Source organism: Acaricomes phytoseiuli DSM 14247 (genome assembly GCF_000376245.1).
Taxonomy (GTDB): Bacteria; Actinomycetota; Actinomycetes; order Actinomycetales; family Micrococcaceae; genus Renibacterium; species Renibacterium phytoseiuli.
In genome coordinates, this window is sequence record NZ_AQXM01000047.1 from 27,034 (window position 1) to 46,167 (window position 19,134).

The following is a 19,134-nucleotide window of genomic DNA, read 5'->3' on the forward strand; positions in this document are numbered from 1 at the left end:
ATTCTTGATGTCAGCGATCCCCGGCATCCGGGGGTGTGGGTGCCCCCATGAGGGTCTGACATTTGCTGTTCGTCCTCGTGTCCTGCCAAAGGGCCACCTACGGGACGGGCTTTCCATATCTGAATTCCCGCGCGTCCAGCCGGGTCAGTGCACGAAGGAATGCAAATGTCACCACCGAACCTTGCTCTGCCACCCGCTCCGCCGGCGCTTTCCTACGAACTCTTTCCACCCCGGACCCCTGCCGCCGCGGATAGCCTCTGGGAGACCATCCGGGCTCTGGAGAGCACTCATCCCGACTATGTTTCTGTGACCTACGGTGCCAGCGGCTCTAACCGGGATACCGCAGTGAGCCTGCTGCGCCAGCTGCAGGAGACCTCCCTGCGCCCGCTCGCGCATCTGACCTGTATTGGCAATACGGCTCAAGAATTGGCTCTGCTCATCGCCGAGTTACTGGACCACGGCGTGCGCGGCATACTGGCTCTGCGCGGAGACCGGGCCCCGAGCCAAACGAGGGCATCGGAGCAGCCCGATGAGCGCGGCCTGCTTCATGCGCAGGACCTCGTCGAACTGATCCGGCGCGTAGAGCAGCGCCGCTCTGCGCTGCTCGCGGCAGGCAAATTGGCTATCGGAGTGGCGGCATATCCGGCCAAGCATCCGGAGTCACCGGATAGCGCTCACGATATCGAGGTGCTCCTTGCCAAGCAGCGCTCCGGGGCTGATTTCGCGATCACTCAGGTGTTCTTCCACCCCGCCGAGTACGAGGATCTGCTGAGCCGGGCGCAACGGGCGGGAGTCAGCATTCCGATCATTCCGGGGCTCATGCCGCTCACCAGTCTGGTCCGGTTGCGCAGGCTTGCCGAGCTCAGCGGGGCAGCTCCGGATGAGGCCCTCCTGGCGGAGTTGGCCGCAGTCGATGATGATGCTACCCGCCGTCGCATTGGAGTCGCCGCGACCGTACGGCTGGCACGGGTAGCGCTGGAGGCCGGCGCACCGGGAATCCACCTTTACACCTTCAACGAGCACCGTAGTGCACTCGACGTTTTGGAACGTCTGGACTTACCCAGGCCGGCGGCTTAAGTTCTCGCCCCTTCCCCTGTCATTGCCCGCACCCCACAGAACTATTTTCATTTTGGAGGACCCCATGACCTCATCAGCACAGCATCGCGAATTCACGGCCGCGCAGAGCTCCCAGGGGCATCAAGCCGGTGGCAACGCCATGGCGACGAGCTTTCCGACAGCCACGATTCTGGGTTACCCGCGTATCGGATCGCGACGCGAGCTGAAAAGAGCCCTCGAGTCGTACTGGGCCGGCCGGATCGACGCCGAAGAGTTCCAAGCCGAGGCCCGCCGCTTGCAGCTTGCGGCGGCCAGGCACCTGATCGCGACCGGGCTGACTGGTGCCGGGGCGATTCCTGGAGACTTCTCTGCCTACGATCAGGTGCTCGACGCGGCTGTCCTTTTAGGTGCGATCCCGGTGCGCTTCGAGGATTTGCGCGACTCCAGCGGTCAGCTGGATACCGCGGGGTACTTCGCTTTGGCCAGGGGTGACGAGCATCGGCTGCCGCTGGAGATGACCAAGTGGTTCGATAGCAATTATCACTACCTGGTTCCGGAGGTCGGCCCGCAGACCCAGTTTTCGCTCAGTTCGCGGCACCTTCTGGACGATACCCGGGCGCTGCTTGAGCAAGGCATCGACAGCCGTCCTTATCTTCTGGGGCCCGTCTCTTTTCTGTTGCTGAGCAAAGCAGAGCAGGGCGCCCCGCAGGATTTCCAGCCGCTCAACCGGCTCGCGGATCTGCTGCCCGTCTACACCGAATTCCTCAATGCACTGGCCGGAGCAGGGGTCTCATGGGTACAGCTCGACGAGCCGGCGCTCTGCGCAGACTGGGCAGTGCCAGAGGCGGAGATCCTTGCTGCCACCGCCGAGGCCTACCGAGTGCTCAGCACTCTGCCAGCACAGCAGAAGCGTCCTAGAATTCTGGTCAGCACGCCCTATGGCAGCGTCGGTGCCGCGCTGCCGATACTGGCAGGGGCTCAGATCGAAGCTCTGCACCTGGACCTGGTCCGCGGCGGCATCCCCGAAGACCTACCTGCGCTGGCCGCCGGGCTGGCCGGCACCACGCTGGTCGCCGGGGTGGTTGACGGACGCAATATCTGGCGCAATGATCTGGCTGCCTCAGCAGCGGTGCTGGAAGAACTCCGCGATACCGGAATCGACGTCGCGGTCTGCACCGCGACATCCACTTTCCACGTCCCGTACGATGCCGCCGCTGAGGACCGGCTGGACCCGGTGCTGCGCAGCTGGCTGGCGTTCGCAGACCAGAAGATCACCGAAGTTCTGACCCTGGCACAGCACCTGAAGAACCCCGCGTCGGTCGTAGAGCGGATCGAGGCCAGCACCGCGCTGCTCGTCTCACGCGCCGATGCTCGCGGGGTATGGCAGCCAGCGGTGAGGCAGCAGCTGGCGGAGCTTTCTGCGGCGGATTTCGAGCGCGTCGACTACGGCCGCCGGGCAGCATCGCAAGCGGCCAGGCTCTGCCTGCCGGAGCTTCCCACGACAACTATCGGCTCCTTTCCGCAGACCCCGCAGATCAGATCAGCCCGGGCTCGCAACGCCAGGGGAGAGCTGAGCGGTGCGGAGTACCGGCAGCTGCTCCGGGAGGAGATCCGCAGGGCAGTGGACCTCCAAGAGGAGCTGGGTCTGGATGTTCTGGTGCACGGCGAAGCAGAGCGCAACGATATGGTGCAGTACTTCGGAGAGCAATTGGCAGGCTTCGCGATCACCCAGCAGGGGTGGGTGCAGTCCTACGGCAGCCGTTGCACCCGGCCTTCGATTCTCTGGGGGATGTTGTCCGGGAGGAGCCGATGACGGTGGAGTGGAGTGCTTTCGCGCAATCTCTGACGTCTAAACCGGTCAAAGCCATGCTGACGGGGCCTGTCACCATCCTCGCCTGGTCGTTCGTCCGGGAGGATCAGCCGCTTTCGGATACCGCGCGTCAGGTGGCTCTCGCGCTCCGGCAGGAGATCTCCGATCTCGAAGCCGAGGGTCTGCGAATCATCCAGGTCGATGAGCCCGCTTTGCGCGAGCTGCTGCCGCTGCGCCGGGCGGATCGCCAAACCTACCTGGACTGGGCCGTTGCCGCTTTCCGGCTGGCGACTTCCGGTGCGGATGAGAGCACTCAGGTGCATACGCATTTGTGTTATTCGGAGTTCGGCGAAGTTATCGAGGCGATCGATGGGCTCGATGCGGATGTCACGTCGATCTAAGCCGCTCGTTCCCGGATGGAAGTGGCCGCGGATCTGGGGGAGTACGGCTTCAGCAGGGCAGTGGGCCCTGGTATCTACGATATCCACTCACCACGGGTGCCGGGGCAGGGTGAACTGACCGGGTTGCTGGAGACGGCACTGGCCCGGATTCCCGTGCGCCAGCTCTGGGTGAACCCTGATTGCGGGTTGAAGACCAGGGGGTACTCGGAGGTTGAGGCGTCGCTGCGGAATCTGGTGCTGGCTGCCGAAGCGGTGCGGGAGCAGATCGGTGAGCGGCTTGCCGGCGACGGGCGGAAGAACCAGCGGGAAGGGAACTGACACTGGTCAGATAAGTTACTGATAGGTAAGTTAGGTTCATGAGTACCGTGACGTCAGGCAAAGAGGCTGAGGGCTCCACCGACAGCTCGAGAGCCGGCACAGGGCAGACCGAGCAGCAGACTGGACAAGGCACTGGAAAACCAGGGAAACCTGGGGAATCTGGAAAACCCAGCGCAGCGGAAGCGGCCGCTGCGGCGGTGGCCGCAGCCCGGGGGGTCTTCGACTCCGGAGCAACCAGGAGTCTGGACTGGCGGGTATCACGGCTGCGAGACCTGCAGCGGATGCTGACCGAGAACACCGAGGAGTTCCTCGATGCGCTGCAACAGGATTTAGCCAAACCCGTCGATGAGTCCTGGCTGACCGAGGTGGGGTTCACCGGAACCGAGCTCAGCCATACTCTGAAGCATCTGCGCCGCTGGCTCAGACCGGAGCGTACTACCGTGCCCCTGGCCCTGCAGCCGGCCAGCGCCCGGATCGCTTACGAGCCTTACGGAGTGGTGCTGATCATCACCCCGTGGAACTATCCGGTGCAGCTGGCGCTCGTGCCGCTCATCGGAGCCCTGGCCTGCGGCAATACCGCGGTGATCAAACCCAGCGAGCTGGCTCCGGCTGTCTCCGCACTGCTGGCCCGGCTGCTTCCGGAGTATCTGGGTGCAGCCGTGCAGGTCGTGGAGGGCGCTGTGGAGGAGACTACGGAACTGCTCGAGCAGAAGTTCGACTACATCTTCTACACCGGCAATGGTGCTGTGGGTCGGATCATCATGAGTGCCGCCGCCCGGCAGCTGACTCCGGTGACCCTGGAGCTGGGCGGTAAATCCCCGGTGTACGTCGATGAGACCGTTGATCTCCGGGCTGCTGCCGCGCGGATCGCCTGGGGCAAGTACCTCAATGCAGGCCAGACCTGTGTCGCACCCGATTACCTACTGGCTACGCCGCATGCCAAGGCGGAGCTGGAGCGGCTGCTGCCGGAGGCGATCGCCGATTTTTTCGGGCCGGAGCCTGCGCTGAGCCCGGATTACAGCCGGATTGTGAACTCCCGGCATCACGATCGGCTCATGGCTTTACTGGACGGGGCCACGCCGGTCGCCGGCGGCGATGCGAAAGCGGAGGAGCGCTATATCGCGCCGACGGTCCTTCAGGCGGGCCCGGATGACGCGGTGATGCAGGAGGAGATCTTCGGGCCGATCCTGCCGGTGCTGGAGGTGGCCGGCTCGGAGGAAGCGGTCAGCTTCATCAATCAGCGCGATAAGCCGCTGGCCTTCTACGTCTTCAGCCGGGATCGGGAAACCCGCAGGGCCTTCACCGAACGGACCTCATCCGGGGCCCTGTGCTTCGGGGTACCGGTGGCGCAGCTGCTGGTACCCGGACTTCCCTTCGGTGGCGTCGGGCCGAGCGGGATGGGGGCTTATCACGGCAAGAACTCGATCGAGCTCTTCAGCCATCGCAAATCGATTCTGGACAAACCGCTGTTCCCAGACACGCTGAAGTTCATCTATCCGCCGTTCACGCCGTTCAAACGCCAGGTGATCACCCGGCTGGCGGCGCGGATCGGCGGTGGCGCCCGGGCTGTGCAGAAGCGTCTGAAGAAACGCTGATCGCCTCGGCGTACCCCATGCTGAGCAGCTCGACGAAATTCGCCAGGGCTGCCGGGTCCCGTGGCGTGCCACGGTCGGCACGGGACCTTTGCGCGGTTCCCTCGCCCGGCTCCCCGCCGGTATCCCTGGGGAACAGCGCGAAGATGGAGCGGGCGATCCGGAATTCCGGAACATCGACGACGACCAGGTCCGCATCGCTCGTCCGCAGGACGAGATCCGGCACCAGAGCCGCACCCACACCGACCGAGCTGAGTGCCAGGCTCGCGGTGAAGTCATCGCTGTATGTGACGACCTGGGGGCGCAAATTGCAGGACCCGAAAAGCCGTTCGATCACCATCGCATCCGGGGTGCCCGGATGGTGCATGATCCAGGGCAGCTCATCGAGCTGAGCGGTAGTTATCGTGGCACCGTCCCGGATGCCCCAGGAGCGCGGCAGCACCACCCGGAACTGATCGTCGGCAACCCATTGCCGGTCCAGGGTATGCGGCCAGGCGAGCCCTGATTGGCCTACCTGGTAGACGAGCGCGATATCCAGATCGCCTTCAGCGCGCAGGCCCTGGAGCGTCTGCGCGGGCTCCGCCACCCGGAGCCGCAAGGACCAATCCAGTTTCTGCCAAGCCTCGGTCTCCAAGACCTTGGGCAGCACATAGGTGGCGAGCGAGGGGAAGAGCCCCAACCGCAGTTCCTGAGTGGTGCGTTCGGCCGCTTTGCCGGCTGCTGCGAGCAGAGCGTCCAGGTCAGTGAGCACTTTGGCCGCGTGCCGGATCATCACATTGGCGGCTTCGGTCATCTGAATGGATCGTGCGGAGCGCTCGAAGAGCCGGACTCCGGCATCCCGCTCCAGCGCCGACATCTGCTGGGATACGGCTGAGGCGGTGTACCCCAGATGCGTTGCGGCAGCACTGAATGAACCCCACCGGGAGACTTCCAGCAGAGTCCGCAGATGCGTCGGATTGACCACGGGGATTCCTTCCGGATTCGATGAGGTTCAGCTCAAACGTCCTGAGACTGGCATAGTACTGGCATGGCGGAGCAAACAGTAAAGCGGTCGGCAGCCAAACCAGCAGACAAAGCAGACATAGCATCAGCGGGGGCACCAGAAGGTGGTCCAGGGCGGCTGGAACCTGGCCCGCTGGGAGAAGTACACCGAGATTCCCCTGGCGGTCGGAGCGCTGCTGTTCTTGATCGGATATGCCATCCAGATTCTTTTCGATATCTCAGACGGTCAGATCCTAGCCCTCGATGTGCTGCTGATCGGGCTCTGGATGCTCTTCGGCATCGACTATTTCGTGAGCTGGTATCTGGCGGAGAATCGCAGTAGCTGGTTCTGGCGGCATGTGCATCTGCTCCTGATGCTGATCCTGCCGGTCCTGCGCCCGCTGCGACTACTGCGGTTGATACCGCTTCTGTCGGTACTCCAGGGCCAGGCCAGATCGCGTTTCCGGGAGCGGGTCAGCGTTTACCTGCTGGGAAGCACCATCCTGCTCGTCCTGATCGGCGCTCTCGCCGTGCTCGATGCTGAACAAAACGATCCGGAGAGCAATATCCGCAACTTCCCGAATGCTCTGTGGTGGGCCATCGTCACCGTCACCACGGTGGGTTACGGCGACTTCTATCCGGTGACTCCGATGGGCCGGCTCATCGCGATAGCGCTGATGGTGGCCGGGATCTCCGCCCTGGGTGTGATCACCGGCGCCCTGGCCTCGTGCTTCATGGAGAGGATCAGCCAAGAAACCGCTCAGGGGAAGTCAGCCGGGCAAGCGGACGGCGGCGCTGACGCTGACCCCGATGCCGAGCTGATGGCAGAGATGCGTGCACTGCGTGAGGAGAACGCCCGGTTGCGACACGCCCGGCACGATTTCGACACGCCGTGACTTTATGCACCGCGAGTGTTCCACAGGGTGTGGGTAACGTCGCAGGATCCACGGATTTCTCAGGTTTTTCAACGCCTTGCCTGTGGACTATCGGTGCACAAAATGACATACTTGTAATACATCATCTTGGGGTCCGAGCAATCGAACATCACTATATGTAGTATCGAACGTGCAGCCTGATACGGCCTGGTGCAGATTCTGGAACAGGATCTCAAGACAGGCAGTGCGGCTTGCGGGAATACTACGAAGATTTCAGAGAACATACGCAGACGGCGATTCCCGTAATCATGGGGTCCGGGGGAGTGATCCCCCCGTCGATGGGAGAAGAAGGATCATGACGGTCACGGTATACACCAAGCCAGCGTGCGTGCAGTGCAACGCCACTTACCGAGCGCTGGACAAAAAGGGCATCGCTTACCAGAGCATCGATCTCTCGCAGGACCCCGAAGCCCTCGAGCGAGTACAGGCGCTGGGCTACCTGCAGGCCCCGGTCGTCGTCACCGAGCAGGATCACTGGTCCGGCTTCCGTCCGGACAAGATCGACCAGCTCGCAGGGAACTCCCAGAACGGCGCGAGCTCAGTAGCATGAGCAACGGGGCCGCCGCCTCCTTGGATTCGGTGGGCCGGCTCGCCCCCAGGGAGCAAGCTCCGGAATCAGTTTCGGATCAGTTGATCTACTTCTCTTCGGTCTCCGGGAACACGCATCGTTTCGTAGAGAAGCTGAAGATGAAAGCCGCAAGGCTCCCAGTGCTGAGCAAAGCGGAGACCCTTCGCGCACAGCAGCCCTTCGTCCTGGTGCTTCCCACGTACGGCGGAGGCAACGGGCTCGGGGCGGTGCCGAAGCAGGTGATCAAGTTCCTCAACCTGACGGAGAACCGCTCCTTACTACGAGGCGTGATCGCCGCAGGCAATACGAACTTCGGGGATGCGTACTGCTTAGCCGGTGACATCGTCGCCGAGAAATGCTCAGTACCCCTTCTTTATCGATTCGAACTCATGGGCACCTCAGAGGATGTCACCCGGGTTCAGCAGGGATTGGAACAGTTTTGGACACGACAACCGCGGAGCCGCTGACCATGCAGACGGATACCACGACAGATACCCCGCCGGCAGCGAGCGAGCAGACGCCTGCCAAGTATGAGGGCCTAGGCTATCACGAACTCAACGCGATGCTCAATCTCTACGATGCCGAAGGGAAGATCCAGTTCGCTGCGGATCGGGAAGCAGCGCATCAGTACTTCCTCCAGCACGTAAACAACAACACGGTCTTCTTCCACGACCTCGAAGAGAAGCTCGACTATCTGGTGAAGAACGAGTACTACGAGCGGGAGACCCTCGATCAGTACACGATGAACTTCATCCGGGATCTCTTCAAGCGCGCCTACGCCAAGAAGTTCCGCTTCGAGACCTTCCTGGGCGCTTTCAAGTTCTACACCTCGTACACGCTGAAGACCTTCGATGGCCAGCGCTACCTCGAGCGTTATGAAGACCGGGTCTGCATGGTCGCCCTGCACCTTGCCCGCGGAGACCAAGAACTGGCCACCCAGCTCGTCGACGAGATCATCGATGGCCGCTTCCAGCCGGCTACCCCGACCTTCCTCAACGCCGGCAAGCGGCAACGCGGCGAGCTCGTCTCCTGCTTCCTGCTGCGCATCGAGGACAATATGGAGTCCATCGCACGGGGCATCAATTCGGCGCTGCAGCTTTCCAAGCGCGGCGGCGGCGTGGCGCTATCGCTCACCAATATCCGGGAGCACGGGGCCCCGATCAAGCAGATCGAGAACCAGTCCTCTGGCGTCATCCCGGTGATGAAGCTGCTCGAAGACAGCTTCTCCTACGCCAATCAGCTGGGCGCCCGGCAGGGTGCCGGTGCCGTGTACCTGCACGCCCATCACCCGGACATCCACCGCTTCCTGGATACCAAGCGCGAGAACGCCGATGAGAAAATCCGGATCAAGACACTCTCCCTGGGCGTGGTGGTACCGGATATCACCTTCGAGCTAGCCAAGAAGAACGAGGACATGTACCTCTTCTCGCCCTATGACGTGGAAAAAGTCTACGGCGTGCCGTTCTCCGATATCTCGGTGACCGAGAAGTACTACGAGATGGTCGATGACGCGCGGATCAAGAAGAGCAAGATCAGCGCCCGCGAGTTCTTCCAGACCCTCGCGGAGATCCAGTTCGAATCCGGTTACCCGTACATCATGTTCGAGGACACCGTGAACCGCGCCAATCCGGTGGCGGGCAAGATCACGATGAGCAATCTCTGCTCCGAGATCCTGCAGGTCTCCTCGCCGTCGCTGTACAACGACGACCTCAGCTATGCCGAGATCGGCAAGGATATCTCCTGCAACCTCGGCTCCATGAACATCGCCAAGACCATGGACTCACCGGACTTCGGCTCATCCATCGCGACCTCGATCCGTGCACTGACCGCGGTCTCGGAAATGTCCGACATCCGCTCCGTGCCTTCGGTCTCGGAAGGCAATGCGCAATCCCACGCCATCGGCCTGGGCCAGATGAACCTGCACGGCTACCTGGCCCGGGAGCGGGTCCACTACGGCAGCGAAGAAGGCCTCGACTTCACCAACATCTACTTCTACAGCGTGCTCTACCACGCGCTGCGGACCTCGAACCAGCTCGCGATGGACAGAGGGCAGGCCTACGGCGGCTTCGAGAACTCCAAGTACGCCAGCGGCGAGTTCTTCGACAAATACACCGACCCTCACACCGAGTGGATTCCGCAGACGGAACGGGTCAAGGAACTCTTCGCTAAGATCCATATCCCCACTCGCGAGGACTGGCAGGAGCTCAAAGCCTCGGTCATGGAGCACGGAATCTACAACCAGAACCTCCAGGCGGTTCCGCCGACCGGCTCGATCAGCTACATCAACAATTCGACATCCTCGATCCACCCGGTGGCCTCGAAGATCGAGATCCGCAAAGAAGGCAAGATCGGCCGGGTCTACTACCCGGCACCGTACCTGAACAACGACAACCTGGAGTACTACCAGGATGCCTACGAAATCGGCTACGAGAAGATCATCGACACCTACGCCGCAGCGACCCAGCACGTGGACCAGGGCCTGTCCCTGACCCTGTTCTTCAAGGACACGGCCACCACCCGGGATATCAACAAGGCGCAGATCTACGCCTGGCGCAAAGGGATCAAGACGATCTACTACATCCGGCTGCGCCAGCTGGCTCTCGAGGGCACCGAAGTAGAGGGCTGCGTTAGCTGCATGCTGTGAGCTTCGGGCGGTGCCTGCAGGCACCGCCCGAAGACAACGATCCAGGACTGACTGTTAGCAGGAAAGAAGAGAGATGACCCCCGATAAGCTCAAGCTGGTCGATCACGTGCAGGCGATCAACTGGAACCGGATCCAGGACGATAAAGACGTAGAGGTCTGGAACCGACTCGTCAATAACTTCTGGCTCCCGGAGAAGGTACCGCTCTCCAATGACGTGCAGTCCTGGGGCACGCTGACTGCTGAGGAGCAGCAGCTCACCATGCGGGTCTTCACCGGCCTGACCCTCCTGGACACCATCCAGGGCACGGTAGGTGCGGTGAGCCTCATCCCGGATGCGCTAACCCCACATGAGGAGGCGGTGTACACCAATATCGCCTTCATGGAGTCGGTGCACGCCAAGAGCTACTCCTCGATCTTCTCCACGCTGTGCTCTACGAAGGAGATCGACGAGGCCTTCCGCTGGTCCGTAGAGAACGAGAACCTGCAGAAAAAAGCCCGGATCGTCATGGACTACTACCAGGGAGATGAGCCGCTCAAACGGAAAGTCGCCTCCACCTTGTTGGAGTCCTTCCTCTTCTACTCTGGCTTCTATCTGCCAATGTACTGGTCCTCCAGGGCCAAACTGACGAACACGGCAGATCTCATCCGGCTGATCATCCGGGATGAAGCCGTGCACGGCTATTACATCGGCTACAAGTTCCAGCGCAACTTGGAGCTGGTGAGCGAGGAGAAACGCGAGGAGATCAAGAACTACACCTTCGATCTCATGTACGAACTGTACGAGAACGAGGTCCAATACACCCACGATCTCTACGACAGCGTCGGCCTGAGCGAAGACGTGAAGAAGTTCCTGCACTACAACGCCAACAAAGCCCTGATGAATCTGGGCTACGAGGCGATGTTCCCCTCCTCGGTCACGGACGTGAATCCGGCGATCCTCTCTGCCCTGTCGCCGAACGCCGATGAGAATCACGACTTCTTCTCCGGCTCAGGTTCTTCCTACGTCATCGGCAAAGCGGTCAACACCGAGGACGAGGACTGGGAGTTCTGAGCGCTTCATCGTGATGTGGCCTCCGGCATAGTGCCCGCTCAGCGCATCATGAGAGGATAACGGCATTGTGGATTACTTCCTGTCATTGCCGTTCGGCCTAGCTGTTGCCGCGCTTTTCGTGATCGTGATGCTCAGGGCCAATGCCACCTACTGGGCTGGGCGTGGGGCAGTCGCCGGAGGGCGGCGCACCAGAATGCGCCGTTATCTCGACTCACCCGGCATGGCCCGGGCCGAGGAGCTCGTGGCGCGCTGGGGTGCTATCGCTGTCAGCCTGTGCTTCTTGACCGTGGGCCTGCAGACGGCCATCAATTTCAGTGCCGGTGCTACCCGCATGCCGTATCCCAGCCGGTACCTGCCGGCTGTCGTCGTCGGTTCGGTGCTCTGGGCGCTGCTGTACGCCACCGTCGGCTTGGCCTTCTTTACCGCGGCTATCGATATGATTGGCGGAGAGCCCGGGGTTATGCTCGCCCCGCTGGGCTTGGTCGTCGTCATCACGGTGACTCTTCTGTTCCGCCGCAGGATGACGCAGCGCGCCAACGATTCCGAGCGGAAGCACTGAGTCGGGACGGTAAACTCTTTGACGTGTCTTCTCAGATGAGCGCCGAGACTAGTGAGTCTCTTCCCGAAGCAGCAGGGTATTACGTGGAGAACGGGCCCGGGTGGTTCACCTCTACCCTTCACGCCCAAGGCGCCTGGAACCCGCAAGAGCAGCATATGGCTCCGGTCACCGGGCTCCTCGTCCGGGAACTGGAGAATTTTCAGCCCCGTCCGGAGCTGCGGCTCGCCCGGGTCAGCTTCGATATCCTCGGGATGATCCCCGGCGGTGAATTCCGGGTGGAGACCTCCGTTCTGCGTCCGGGTAAGACGATCGAACTGATCCAGGCAGAACTGATCGCAGGGGAGCGGCCAGCGGTGCGCGCCACCGCGTGGCGACTCCAGCGTTCGGACACCACCGAGGTCGCGGCCACTCAGGACCGGCGGATTCCGGGGCTGGATTCCGAGTTGGACCACCCGGACACGTCGTTGATCTGGCCCGGCGGCTTCATCCGCTCGCTGGAGATCTACACCGCGCCGGGAAACATCCCGGGGCGAGGCCAGGTATGGCTGCGCGGCGCCCCCGAGTTGGTGGCCGATCAGCCCAGCTCAGAGCTGGCGCGGCTCATGGGCCTGGTGGATACCGCCAACGGCATCGTTCCGCTCATCGACCCCAGCAAGAAGGAATATATCTACCCCAATACGGATCTATCCATCCATCTTCACCGCGAGCCCTCCGGTGAATGGCTCGGCCTGGACACATCGGTGAGTTTCGGCGCCGACGGCATCGGGCTGACTTCCTCGGTTCTGCACGATGCGAGCGGGCCTTTCGGCAGAGCAGAGCAGATCCTCACGGTTCGCCGACTGAACGCATGAGAGCTCAGGTGGCGCCGGAGATCATACGGCCATCGCGCAGCGCCGGGGCCGAACAGGATCTGAACCATGCCCTGGAACTGCTCGACGAGGTCCGGCAGGGCAAGCGCGCAGACACCATTCGAATCTACCGGCCTGAACCAACCATGGCCTTCGGCCAACGGGACACCCGGCTGCCAGGTTTCGAACGGGCCTACCAGGCTGCTGCGGCACAGGGTTTCACTCCCTTGGTGCGCAAGGCCGGCGGCCGAGCCATGCCCTATCATCGCGGTTGCCTGGTAGTGGATTGGATCCAAGCGGAATCCGATGCGATCCTCGGCTCCCAGAAAAGATTTGGCCGCTTCGGGGAATGGTTCACGGAGCTGCTCACTGAGCTGAACGTGCCAGCAGCGCTCGGGGAGATCCCGGGGGAGTACTGCCCCGGGGAATACAGCGTTCACGGGACGGTACCAGAAGGACTGCCGCGGGCGGAGGAACGAGTCAAACTCGTCGGAACAGCGCAGCGCGTGGTCTCAGGTGCCTGGTTGTTCAGCGCAGCAGTGGTCGTCCAGGGGACTGATTCACTGCGCCAGGTATTGATCGACTGCTACCGGGAACTAGGGCTGGAGTGGGATCCGGGGACCGTCGGCGCCGCGGTCGATCTCAATCCCGCGGTCACTGTGGCTGATACAGAGGCCGCGATTCTGGAAAAGATCAGCCGCCGAGCCGTTGCATGACCTCGTTCAGGGAAGGATTGGTTGCGCTGGAGCCATCGGGGAAGATCACGGTCGGCACAGTCTCCTCACCCTGGTTCAGTTCTTGAACCAGTTCTGCCGCGCCGTCCGTGAAGCCGAGGTTGAAGTCCTGATAGAGGACGCCCTGGGCATCGAGTTCAGCTTTCAGATTCGTACAGAAACCGCACCATAAAGTAGAGAATATGGTAAGCTGGCCCGCCTGCGGAATGTAATCGGCAAGCTTCAGTTCTGTCATTTCTTGATCCCCCAGTATCCGAGTCCGTGTTTGTTTTCAGTCTTCTTGCTCTTCCGCATCCCAGCGTCGGAAATCCATGGAGAGGTAAAGCGCCAGTGCAGCCGAATTCTCATCGTCGACGCGGACGGCTACCTGCTGATGGCCGGAGTGGAAGAGCTTATCCCCGGCGACCAGAACCAGCCGTTCCGCCAGGCCTCGCCGCCGATGGGCGCGATCGGTGAACAACTCGATCAAGAAAGGCGACTCCGGTGCGCCTTCATGAGTGGCGCGTTCCACCACGAGTATCGCGGCGACGATGCTGCCGTCATCACTCAACGCGGCATGGGAAGCATCGCTGAGCAGCGAGCCGAGCTTCCCGTCGAAGATCTCGGCCATGACGTTCTTGGCCTCTTCGAGCGAAGCCTCGGCGAGGCCGGCGTCATAAGCGGTAAAGTACAGCTCACCGAGTCCTGCGATATCGGCGGACTCCAGGGCCCGCGTGCTGATATCCAATTCGAAGGGCAGGGGCGAGGTCTGGGCGATGAGGGTAACGGGACTGCTCATTGATCGCTCCTATTCTTTCGGCAGCCGATGTGACTGGCGGGCGCCACTACGCCTTTATGCCATAGTAAGGCGTGTTCGGTAGCCGCACTACTTCGGGTTCTTCTCGGCAGCGAACTTTATGGTCGGCCTGGTGCTTGCTGAACCGGCAGCTCTGCTCAGGAACAGTCAGGAATGGTCGAGAATGTAGATATGCCTGAAAAAGCGAACCTTTACCTTGTGCTCTCCGCCGTAGGCGACCGCTTACGCAGGATCCGCACCGAACGGCGCTTCACGCTGGCTGAAGTCGCCGATGTCATCGGAATCTCAGTGAGCACGCTCTCCCGGCTGGAATCCGGCCAGCGCAAACCCCAGCTGGAACTCCTGCTGCCACTTGCAGAGCATTATGGGGTGCCTCTTGACGATCTCGTAGGCGCTCCGGCGCTCGGGGATCCGCGCGTGCACATCAGGCCTTTGCAGCGCTTCGGCCAGATCATCCTGCCGCTTAGCCGCGAGGGCAGCGGGATCAACGTGTACAAGCATGTTCTTCCCGGCAAATCGAAACCCGCTAAGCCTACGCCTCAGGGACATGCAGGTTATGAATGGCTCTACGTGATCGACGGCGAGCTGCGGTTAATTCTCGGAGGCCACGAATTTTTCCTCAGTCCCGGGGAGGCCGCGGAGTTCGATACCCGCACCCCGCACTGGTTCGATGCTGCCGGCCCGCAGGCTGTCGAGATGCTCAGTCTGTTCAGTCAAGAGGGCAAGCACGTCCACCTCAATGATCTCGCCTGATCCACAGACCGAGGGAATTATCATACAAGAATGACTACCTCGCCGAAGCAGGCAACCGCAGCGCAGTCTTCGAATCCGCAGACAGCTGACCAGCATGACCTGATCCGGGTTCGAGGTGCTCGGGAGAACAACCTCAAAGACATCAGCCTGGAGATCCCGAAGCGCCGGCTGACCGTTTTCACGGGCGTCTCCGGCTCGGGCAAGAGCTCTCTGGTGTTCTCGACCATCGCTGCAGAATCCCAGCGCATGATCAACGAGACCTACAGCGCCTTCCTGCAGGGGTTCATGGCGAATCTGGACCGGCCCGATGTCGACGTCCTCGAGGGTTTGACCACGGCGATCATCGTCGATCAGCAGCGGATGGGCTCCGACCCGCGATCGACGGTGAGCACCGCGACGGATACCGGGGCCATGCTGCGGATCCTCTTCAGCAGATTGGGGCAGCCCTATATCGGCTCGCCGCAGGCGTTCTCCTTCAACGTGGCTTCGATCAGCGGTGCCGGCGCGGTGACCCTGGAACGTGGCGGCGAGAAGATCAAGGAGCGGCGCAGCTTCAGTATCACCGGCGGCATGTGTTCGCGCTGCGAAGGCCGTGGCTCCGTAACGGACTTCGACCTGAGCGCGCTCTACGACGACTCCAAATCCCTGAGCGAGGGCGCACTGCTGGTACCGGGTTACAGCATGGACGGCTGGTACGGGAGGATCTTCAGCGGTGCCGGCTTCGATATGACCAAGCCGATCGGCAAGTACACCCAGAAAGAGCTCAAGAGTCTGCTCTACCAGGAACCCACCAAGATCAAGGTCGAGGGCGTCAACCTCACGTTCGAGGGCATCATCCCGAAGATCCAGAAATCGATGCTCTCCAAAGACCCGGAGGCGATGCAACCGCATATCCGCCGCTTCGTGGAGCGTGCGATCACTTTCAGTATCTGCCCGGAGTGCGATGGCACCCGGCTGACCACCGAGGCGAGATCTTCGAAAATCGCCGGGATCAGCATCGCCGATGCCTACGCCATGCAGATCAGTGATCTCGCCGGATGGGTGCGCGGACTCGACGAACCCTCTGCGGCTCCTTTGCTGAAGGCGCTGGGGGAGACCCTTGATTCTTTTGTGGAGATCGGGCTGGGATACCTTTCCCTGGACCGGCCCGCGGGAACCCTCTCCGGCGGCGAAGCGCAGCGCACCAAGATGATCCGGCATCTGGGCTCCGCGCTCACCGATGTCACCTATGTCTTCGACGAGCCGACCATCGGCCTGCATCCGCACGATATCCAGCGGATGAACGAGCTGCTGCTGAGGCTGCGGGATAAGGGCAATACCGTGCTCGTGGTGGAGCATAAGCCGGAGATGATCGCTATCGCCGACCACATCGTCGATCTGGGCCCCGGGGCGGGAAGCGCGGGCGGGCAACTCATGTTCGAAGGCCCTCTGGACGAGCTGCGGGGCAGCGGCACACTCACCGGAAAGCATCTGGATGATCGGGCACAGATCAAGGGCAGCGTGCGCAAGAGTTCCGGAAAGCTGGAGATCCGGGGGGCGAGCTCCCATAACCTGCAGAAGGTGGACGTCGATATTCCGCTGGGCGTGCTCGTCGCGGTGACCGGAGTCGCAGGTTCCGGCAAGAGCTCGCTGATCGACGGCTACGTAGCGGGGCAGGAAGGCGTGATCTCCGTGGATCAGACGCCCATCAAGGGTTCGCGGCGCAGCAACCCGGCGACCTATACCGGGCTGCTCGAGCCGATCCGCAAAGCCTTCGCCAAGACCAATGGCGTGAAGCCGGCGCTTTTCAGCGCCAATTCGGAAGGGGCCTGCCCCAATTGCAATGGGGCCGGCGTGATCTACACCGAGCTGGGCATCATGGCCAGTGTCGCGAGCACCTGCGAGGTCTGCGAAGGCAAGCGGTTCGATGCTTCGGTGCTCGAGTACCACTTGGGCGGAAAAGATATCAGCGAGGTCCTGGCCATGAGCGTCAGCGATGCAGAGGGGTTCTTCGGTGCGGGGGAGGCCAAGCTGCCGGCCGCGCATAAGATCCTGACCCATCTGGCCGATGTCGGCCTGGGCTACCTGACCCTCGGCCAGCCGTTGAATACGCTCTCCGGCGGTGAGCGGCAGAGGCTCAAGCTGGCGATGCATATGGGGGAGCAGGGCGGTGTCTACGTTCTCGACGAACCGACTACCGGCCTGCATCTGGCCGATGTCGAGCAGCTCCTCGGTTTACTCGACCGGCTGGTGGAGTCCGGCAAATCGGTGATCGTGATCGAGCATCATCAAGCGGTGATGGCCCATGCCGACTGGATCATCGACCTCGGCCCGGGGGCCGGTCATGACGGCGGGAAGGTTGTCTTCGAGGGTACCCCTGCTGAACTGGCGAAGAAGCAGGATACCCTCACCGGCGAACATCTTGCCGCGTACATCAGCTAGCCGAGTCAGTGGCGCTGAGTTCCAGGTTGATCGCCCGGGATAGTGTGCGCTGTGCTGTTGGGTAGGTGATCGACCCGCCGTGCCAGCGTTCGCTGAGGCCCTCCAGCAAGGCGGTGAGATGCTCGGCGGCCGCGGCTGAGTCTGTGTGCCCTACCTCCTCCAGAAGCACTCGAATGTCCTCTGTCCACTTCTGAGTGCTGGCTCTCAGCGGTTCCCGGAGTTCGGGAGTGAACACGGCACTGGCCCTCAGCTCGCCCCAGGCGATGCTGTTGAGCCGGTGTGCATGAGTGTCCTGCAGCTCGAGAAGAAGCAGCTGCCGCAGCCGATCTTCCGGATCCTCCTGGGCGAGCGCGGGTTCGGTGTACTCCTCTGCCTGACGGTTGACGTGTTCCAGAGCGGCGAGGAGCACACCTGAGCGGTCTTTGAAGTGATAGTAGATCAGGGCTGTGGAGACCCCGGCTTCGGCAGCCAGCTGCTCTACTCGAAGTCCGCGCACCCCGGATTCGGCGATCACCCGGAGAGCAGCATCGAGAATTTCCGTGCGGCGCTCTTGAGCAGTTTTCTTCGGCATGGACTACAGCGCCGGTTCTTGCTGCGTGGCGCATTGAATACCACCACCGCCGGCTGCGACGCCGTTGATACTGATCTGGATGATCTGCCGCTCCGGGAGGAGTTTCTCCAGCGTTGTCCGGGCGGCAGAATCAGCTTCGCTATCACCGAACTCGGGGGCGATCACAGCTCCATTGCATACGTAGAAGTTGATGTAACCGGCGGCGAACTCTTCCTCGTACCCCGCACGGGTCACCGAGGGGGCTTCCAGCACTTCAACCTGCAGTTCCCGGCCCTGGACATCGGTTGCGGTGCGCAGGATTTCCAGGTGCCTGCGGGTGACCGCGTAGTCATAGGATTGCGGATCGTTATCGAGGCTCGCCACCACGACACCCGGTGATGTGAACCGAGCATAGAAGTCAGTATGCCCGTCGGTAATATCCTTACCCACGATTCCGGGCAGCCAGATCACTTTCTTGATGCCCAGCAGGCGGTCGAGTTCCTGCTCGACCTCAGCTTTCGTGCGCCCAGGGTTCCGGTTGTCATTGAGCACACAGCTTTCCGTGATGATCGCGGTGCCTTCTCCGTCGACCTCGATAGCGCCGCCTTCTAGGATGAGGTCCGTAGTGATGAGTTCCACTCCGGCGCGCTCTGCTGTGAACTGGGCGACTTGAGCATCATCGCGGTATTCCTGCTTCTCGCCCCAGCCATTGAAGTTGAGGTCAACACCAGCCTGCTTGACTCCGTTCTGCACAAAAACCGGACCTGTGTCGCGCATCCAGAAGTCATCCATATCGGTGGTGACGAAATCGATCGAAGAGCTCGGCATCAGGCTCCGGGCGAGTTCGGTATCAGTGGAGCGGACGAGCATGGACGCTGGTTCGAAATCGGCTATGGCGTTCGCGATATCCGCGAGATTCTGCTGCCCTTGGCCCGGTATTCCTATAGCTGTCCTGAAGTGACAAGTACAGGGCGTATCAGGACGGTTTGTTCCGGTTCTTGTTCGGTAGGAGCTTGTCGTAAGCGTCTACTGTAGGAAGTGGTCTCTGATGGGTCTGCCCCGGGTTTGGTTGACATCTGATCTGTGAGGATTCGTCCTCGCTGGAAGGATGTATCTC

Annotated in this window: 17 protein-coding genes and 1 pseudogene; 13 read left to right on the forward strand and 5 right to left on the reverse strand. The window is 61.8% G+C overall.

The window, feature by feature from the left end; translation table 11 throughout:
- Positions 1–165: 165 nt before the first annotated feature.
- The 3 genes and pseudogenes from C501_RS0103495 (at position 166) to C501_RS0103505 (ending at position 5,180) form a co-directional block, all read left to right on the forward strand.
- Positions 166–1,077, forward strand: coding sequence for a methylenetetrahydrofolate reductase (locus tag C501_RS0103495; RefSeq protein ID WP_018134243.1), 912 nt, complete (start codon positions 166–168; stop codon positions 1,075–1,077).
- A 139-nt stretch (positions 1,078–1,216) separates the two neighbouring features.
- A pseudogene (gene metE, locus C501_RS12390) lies at positions 1,217–3,585 on the forward strand (5-methyltetrahydropteroyltriglutamate--homocysteine S-methyltransferase).
- A gap of 38 nt (positions 3,586–3,623) precedes the next feature.
- Complete coding sequence (locus tag C501_RS0103505; protein ID WP_018134247.1) at positions 3,624–5,180, forward strand: aldehyde dehydrogenase family protein; 1,557 nt, start codon at positions 3,624–3,626, stop codon at positions 5,178–5,180.
- Here C501_RS0103505 and C501_RS0103510 read toward each other — a convergent pair.
- Positions 5,113–6,141 (reverse strand): LysR family transcriptional regulator, encoded by a 1,029-nt coding sequence (locus C501_RS0103510; protein ID WP_018134248.1) that lies wholly within the window; start codon positions 6,139–6,141, stop codon positions 5,113–5,115. The genes C501_RS0103505 and C501_RS0103510 overlap by 68 nt on opposite strands.
- Before the next feature lie 142 nt (positions 6,142–6,283).
- On the opposite strand from C501_RS0103510, the gene C501_RS0103515 reads away from it, so the two are divergent.
- The 8 genes from C501_RS0103515 (at position 6,284) to C501_RS0103550 (ending at position 13,479) form a co-directional block, all read left to right on the forward strand.
- On the forward strand, positions 6,284–7,054 hold the full coding sequence (locus C501_RS0103515) for a potassium channel family protein (protein WP_018134249.1): 771 nt from the start codon (positions 6,284–6,286) through the stop codon (positions 7,052–7,054).
- A 334-nt stretch (positions 7,055–7,388) separates the two neighbouring features.
- Positions 7,389–7,643, forward strand: a complete 255-nt coding sequence (nrdH, locus tag C501_RS0103520; RefSeq protein WP_018134250.1) for a glutaredoxin-like protein NrdH — start codon at positions 7,389–7,391, stop codon at positions 7,641–7,643.
- Positions 7,640–8,128: a class Ib ribonucleoside-diphosphate reductase assembly flavoprotein NrdI gene (gene nrdI, locus C501_RS0103525; RefSeq protein ID WP_018134251.1), complete on the forward strand. Its 489-nt coding sequence runs from the start codon at positions 7,640–7,642 to the stop codon at positions 8,126–8,128. Before nrdH ends, nrdI begins: the two co-directional genes overlap by 4 nt.
- Positions 8,129–8,130: 2 nt before the next feature.
- A complete protein-coding gene (nrdE, locus tag C501_RS0103530; protein ID WP_051064456.1) occupies positions 8,131–10,305 on the forward strand; it encodes a class 1b ribonucleoside-diphosphate reductase subunit alpha in 2,175 nt (724 codons plus the stop codon).
- Positions 10,306–10,378: 73 nt separating this feature from the next.
- Positions 10,379–11,356, forward strand: coding sequence for a class 1b ribonucleoside-diphosphate reductase subunit beta (gene nrdF, locus C501_RS0103535; protein WP_018134253.1), 978 nt, complete (start codon positions 10,379–10,381; stop codon positions 11,354–11,356).
- A 67-nt stretch (positions 11,357–11,423) separates the two neighbouring features.
- Positions 11,424–11,915, forward strand: a complete 492-nt coding sequence (locus C501_RS0103540; RefSeq protein WP_018134254.1) for a DedA family protein — start codon at positions 11,424–11,426, stop codon at positions 11,913–11,915.
- Between the two features lie 35 nt (positions 11,916–11,950).
- Positions 11,951–12,766: a thioesterase family protein gene (locus C501_RS0103545; protein ID WP_026174571.1), complete on the forward strand. Its 816-nt coding sequence runs from the start codon at positions 11,951–11,953 to the stop codon at positions 12,764–12,766.
- Entirely contained in the window at positions 12,763–13,479 is a 717-nt protein-coding gene (locus C501_RS0103550; protein WP_018134256.1) for a lipoate--protein ligase family protein, read from the forward strand. The genes C501_RS0103545 and C501_RS0103550 overlap by 4 nt, the downstream gene beginning before the upstream one ends.
- On the opposite strand, the gene C501_RS0103555 is transcribed toward C501_RS0103550, so the two are convergent.
- Complete coding sequence (locus C501_RS0103555) at positions 13,457–13,732, reverse strand: glutaredoxin domain-containing protein (RefSeq protein WP_018134257.1); 276 nt, start codon at positions 13,730–13,732, stop codon at positions 13,457–13,459. The genes C501_RS0103550 and C501_RS0103555 overlap by 23 nt on opposite strands.
- A gap of 36 nt (positions 13,733–13,768) precedes the next feature.
- Positions 13,769–14,275 carry a GNAT family N-acetyltransferase gene (locus tag C501_RS0103560; RefSeq protein WP_018134258.1) on the reverse strand — a complete coding sequence of 169 codons (507 nt, stop codon included), beginning with the start codon at positions 14,273–14,275 and terminating at the stop codon, positions 13,769–13,771.
- Between the two features lie 189 nt (positions 14,276–14,464).
- On the opposite strand from C501_RS0103560, the gene C501_RS0103565 reads away from it, so the two are divergent.
- A complete protein-coding gene (locus C501_RS0103565; RefSeq protein ID WP_026174572.1) occupies positions 14,465–15,046 on the forward strand; it encodes a helix-turn-helix domain-containing protein in 582 nt (193 codons plus the stop codon).
- A gap of 30 nt (positions 15,047–15,076) precedes the next feature.
- The gene (locus tag C501_RS0103570) at positions 15,077–17,467 is read left to right on the forward strand and encodes an ATP-binding cassette domain-containing protein (protein ID WP_018134260.1); all 2,391 of its coding nucleotides are present in this window, start codon (positions 15,077–15,079) and stop codon (positions 17,465–17,467) included.
- On the opposite strand, the gene C501_RS0103575 is transcribed toward C501_RS0103570, so the two are convergent.
- Together C501_RS0103575 and C501_RS12395 are read right to left on the reverse strand one after the other, a co-directional pair.
- A complete protein-coding gene (locus C501_RS0103575) occupies positions 17,460–18,038 on the reverse strand; it encodes a TetR/AcrR family transcriptional regulator (RefSeq protein WP_018134261.1) in 579 nt (192 codons plus the stop codon). The genes C501_RS0103570 and C501_RS0103575 overlap by 8 nt on opposite strands.
- A gap of 3 nt (positions 18,039–18,041) precedes the next feature.
- On the reverse strand, positions 18,042–18,962 hold the full coding sequence (locus tag C501_RS12395; protein ID WP_083906528.1) for an agmatine deiminase family protein: 921 nt from the start codon (positions 18,960–18,962) through the stop codon (positions 18,042–18,044).
- Positions 18,963–19,134: the final 172 nt, after the last annotated feature.

What these genes read in the sequence shown, in the direction of transcription:
- C501_RS0103495 (WP_018134243.1), top strand. Translation starts at nt 166, where the DNA reads ATGTCACCACCGAACCTTGCTCTGCCACCCGCTCCGCCGGCGCTTTCC.
- C501_RS0103505 (WP_018134247.1), top strand. Translation starts at nt 3,624, where the DNA reads ATGAGTACCGTGACGTCAGGCAAAGAGGCTGAGGGCTCCACCGACAGC.
- nrdH (WP_018134250.1), top strand. Translation starts at nt 7,389, where the DNA reads ATGACGGTCACGGTATACACCAAGCCAGCGTGCGTGCAGTGCAACGCC.
- nrdI (WP_018134251.1), top strand. Translation starts at nt 7,640, where the DNA reads ATGAGCAACGGGGCCGCCGCCTCCTTGGATTCGGTGGGCCGGCTCGCC.
- nrdE (WP_051064456.1), top strand. Translation starts at nt 8,131, where the DNA reads ATGCAGACGGATACCACGACAGATACCCCGCCGGCAGCGAGCGAGCAG.
- nrdF (WP_018134253.1), top strand. Translation starts at nt 10,379, where the DNA reads ATGACCCCCGATAAGCTCAAGCTGGTCGATCACGTGCAGGCGATCAAC.
- C501_RS0103545 (WP_026174571.1), top strand. Translation starts at nt 11,951, where the DNA reads ATGAGCGCCGAGACTAGTGAGTCTCTTCCCGAAGCAGCAGGGTATTAC.
- C501_RS0103550 (WP_018134256.1), top strand. Translation starts at nt 12,763, where the DNA reads ATGAGAGCTCAGGTGGCGCCGGAGATCATACGGCCATCGCGCAGCGCC.
- C501_RS0103555 (WP_018134257.1), bottom strand. Translation starts at nt 13,732, where the DNA reads ATGACAGAACTGAAGCTTGCCGATTACATTCCGCAGGCGGGCCAGCTT.
- C501_RS0103560 (WP_018134258.1), bottom strand. Translation starts at nt 14,275, where the DNA reads ATGAGCAGTCCCGTTACCCTCATCGCCCAGACCTCGCCCCTGCCCTTC.
- C501_RS0103565 (WP_026174572.1), top strand. Translation starts at nt 14,465, where the DNA reads ATGCCTGAAAAAGCGAACCTTTACCTTGTGCTCTCCGCCGTAGGCGAC.
- C501_RS0103570 (WP_018134260.1), top strand. Translation starts at nt 15,077, where the DNA reads ATGACTACCTCGCCGAAGCAGGCAACCGCAGCGCAGTCTTCGAATCCG.
- C501_RS0103575 (WP_018134261.1), bottom strand. Translation starts at nt 18,038, where the DNA reads ATGCCGAAGAAAACTGCTCAAGAGCGCCGCACGGAAATTCTCGATGCT.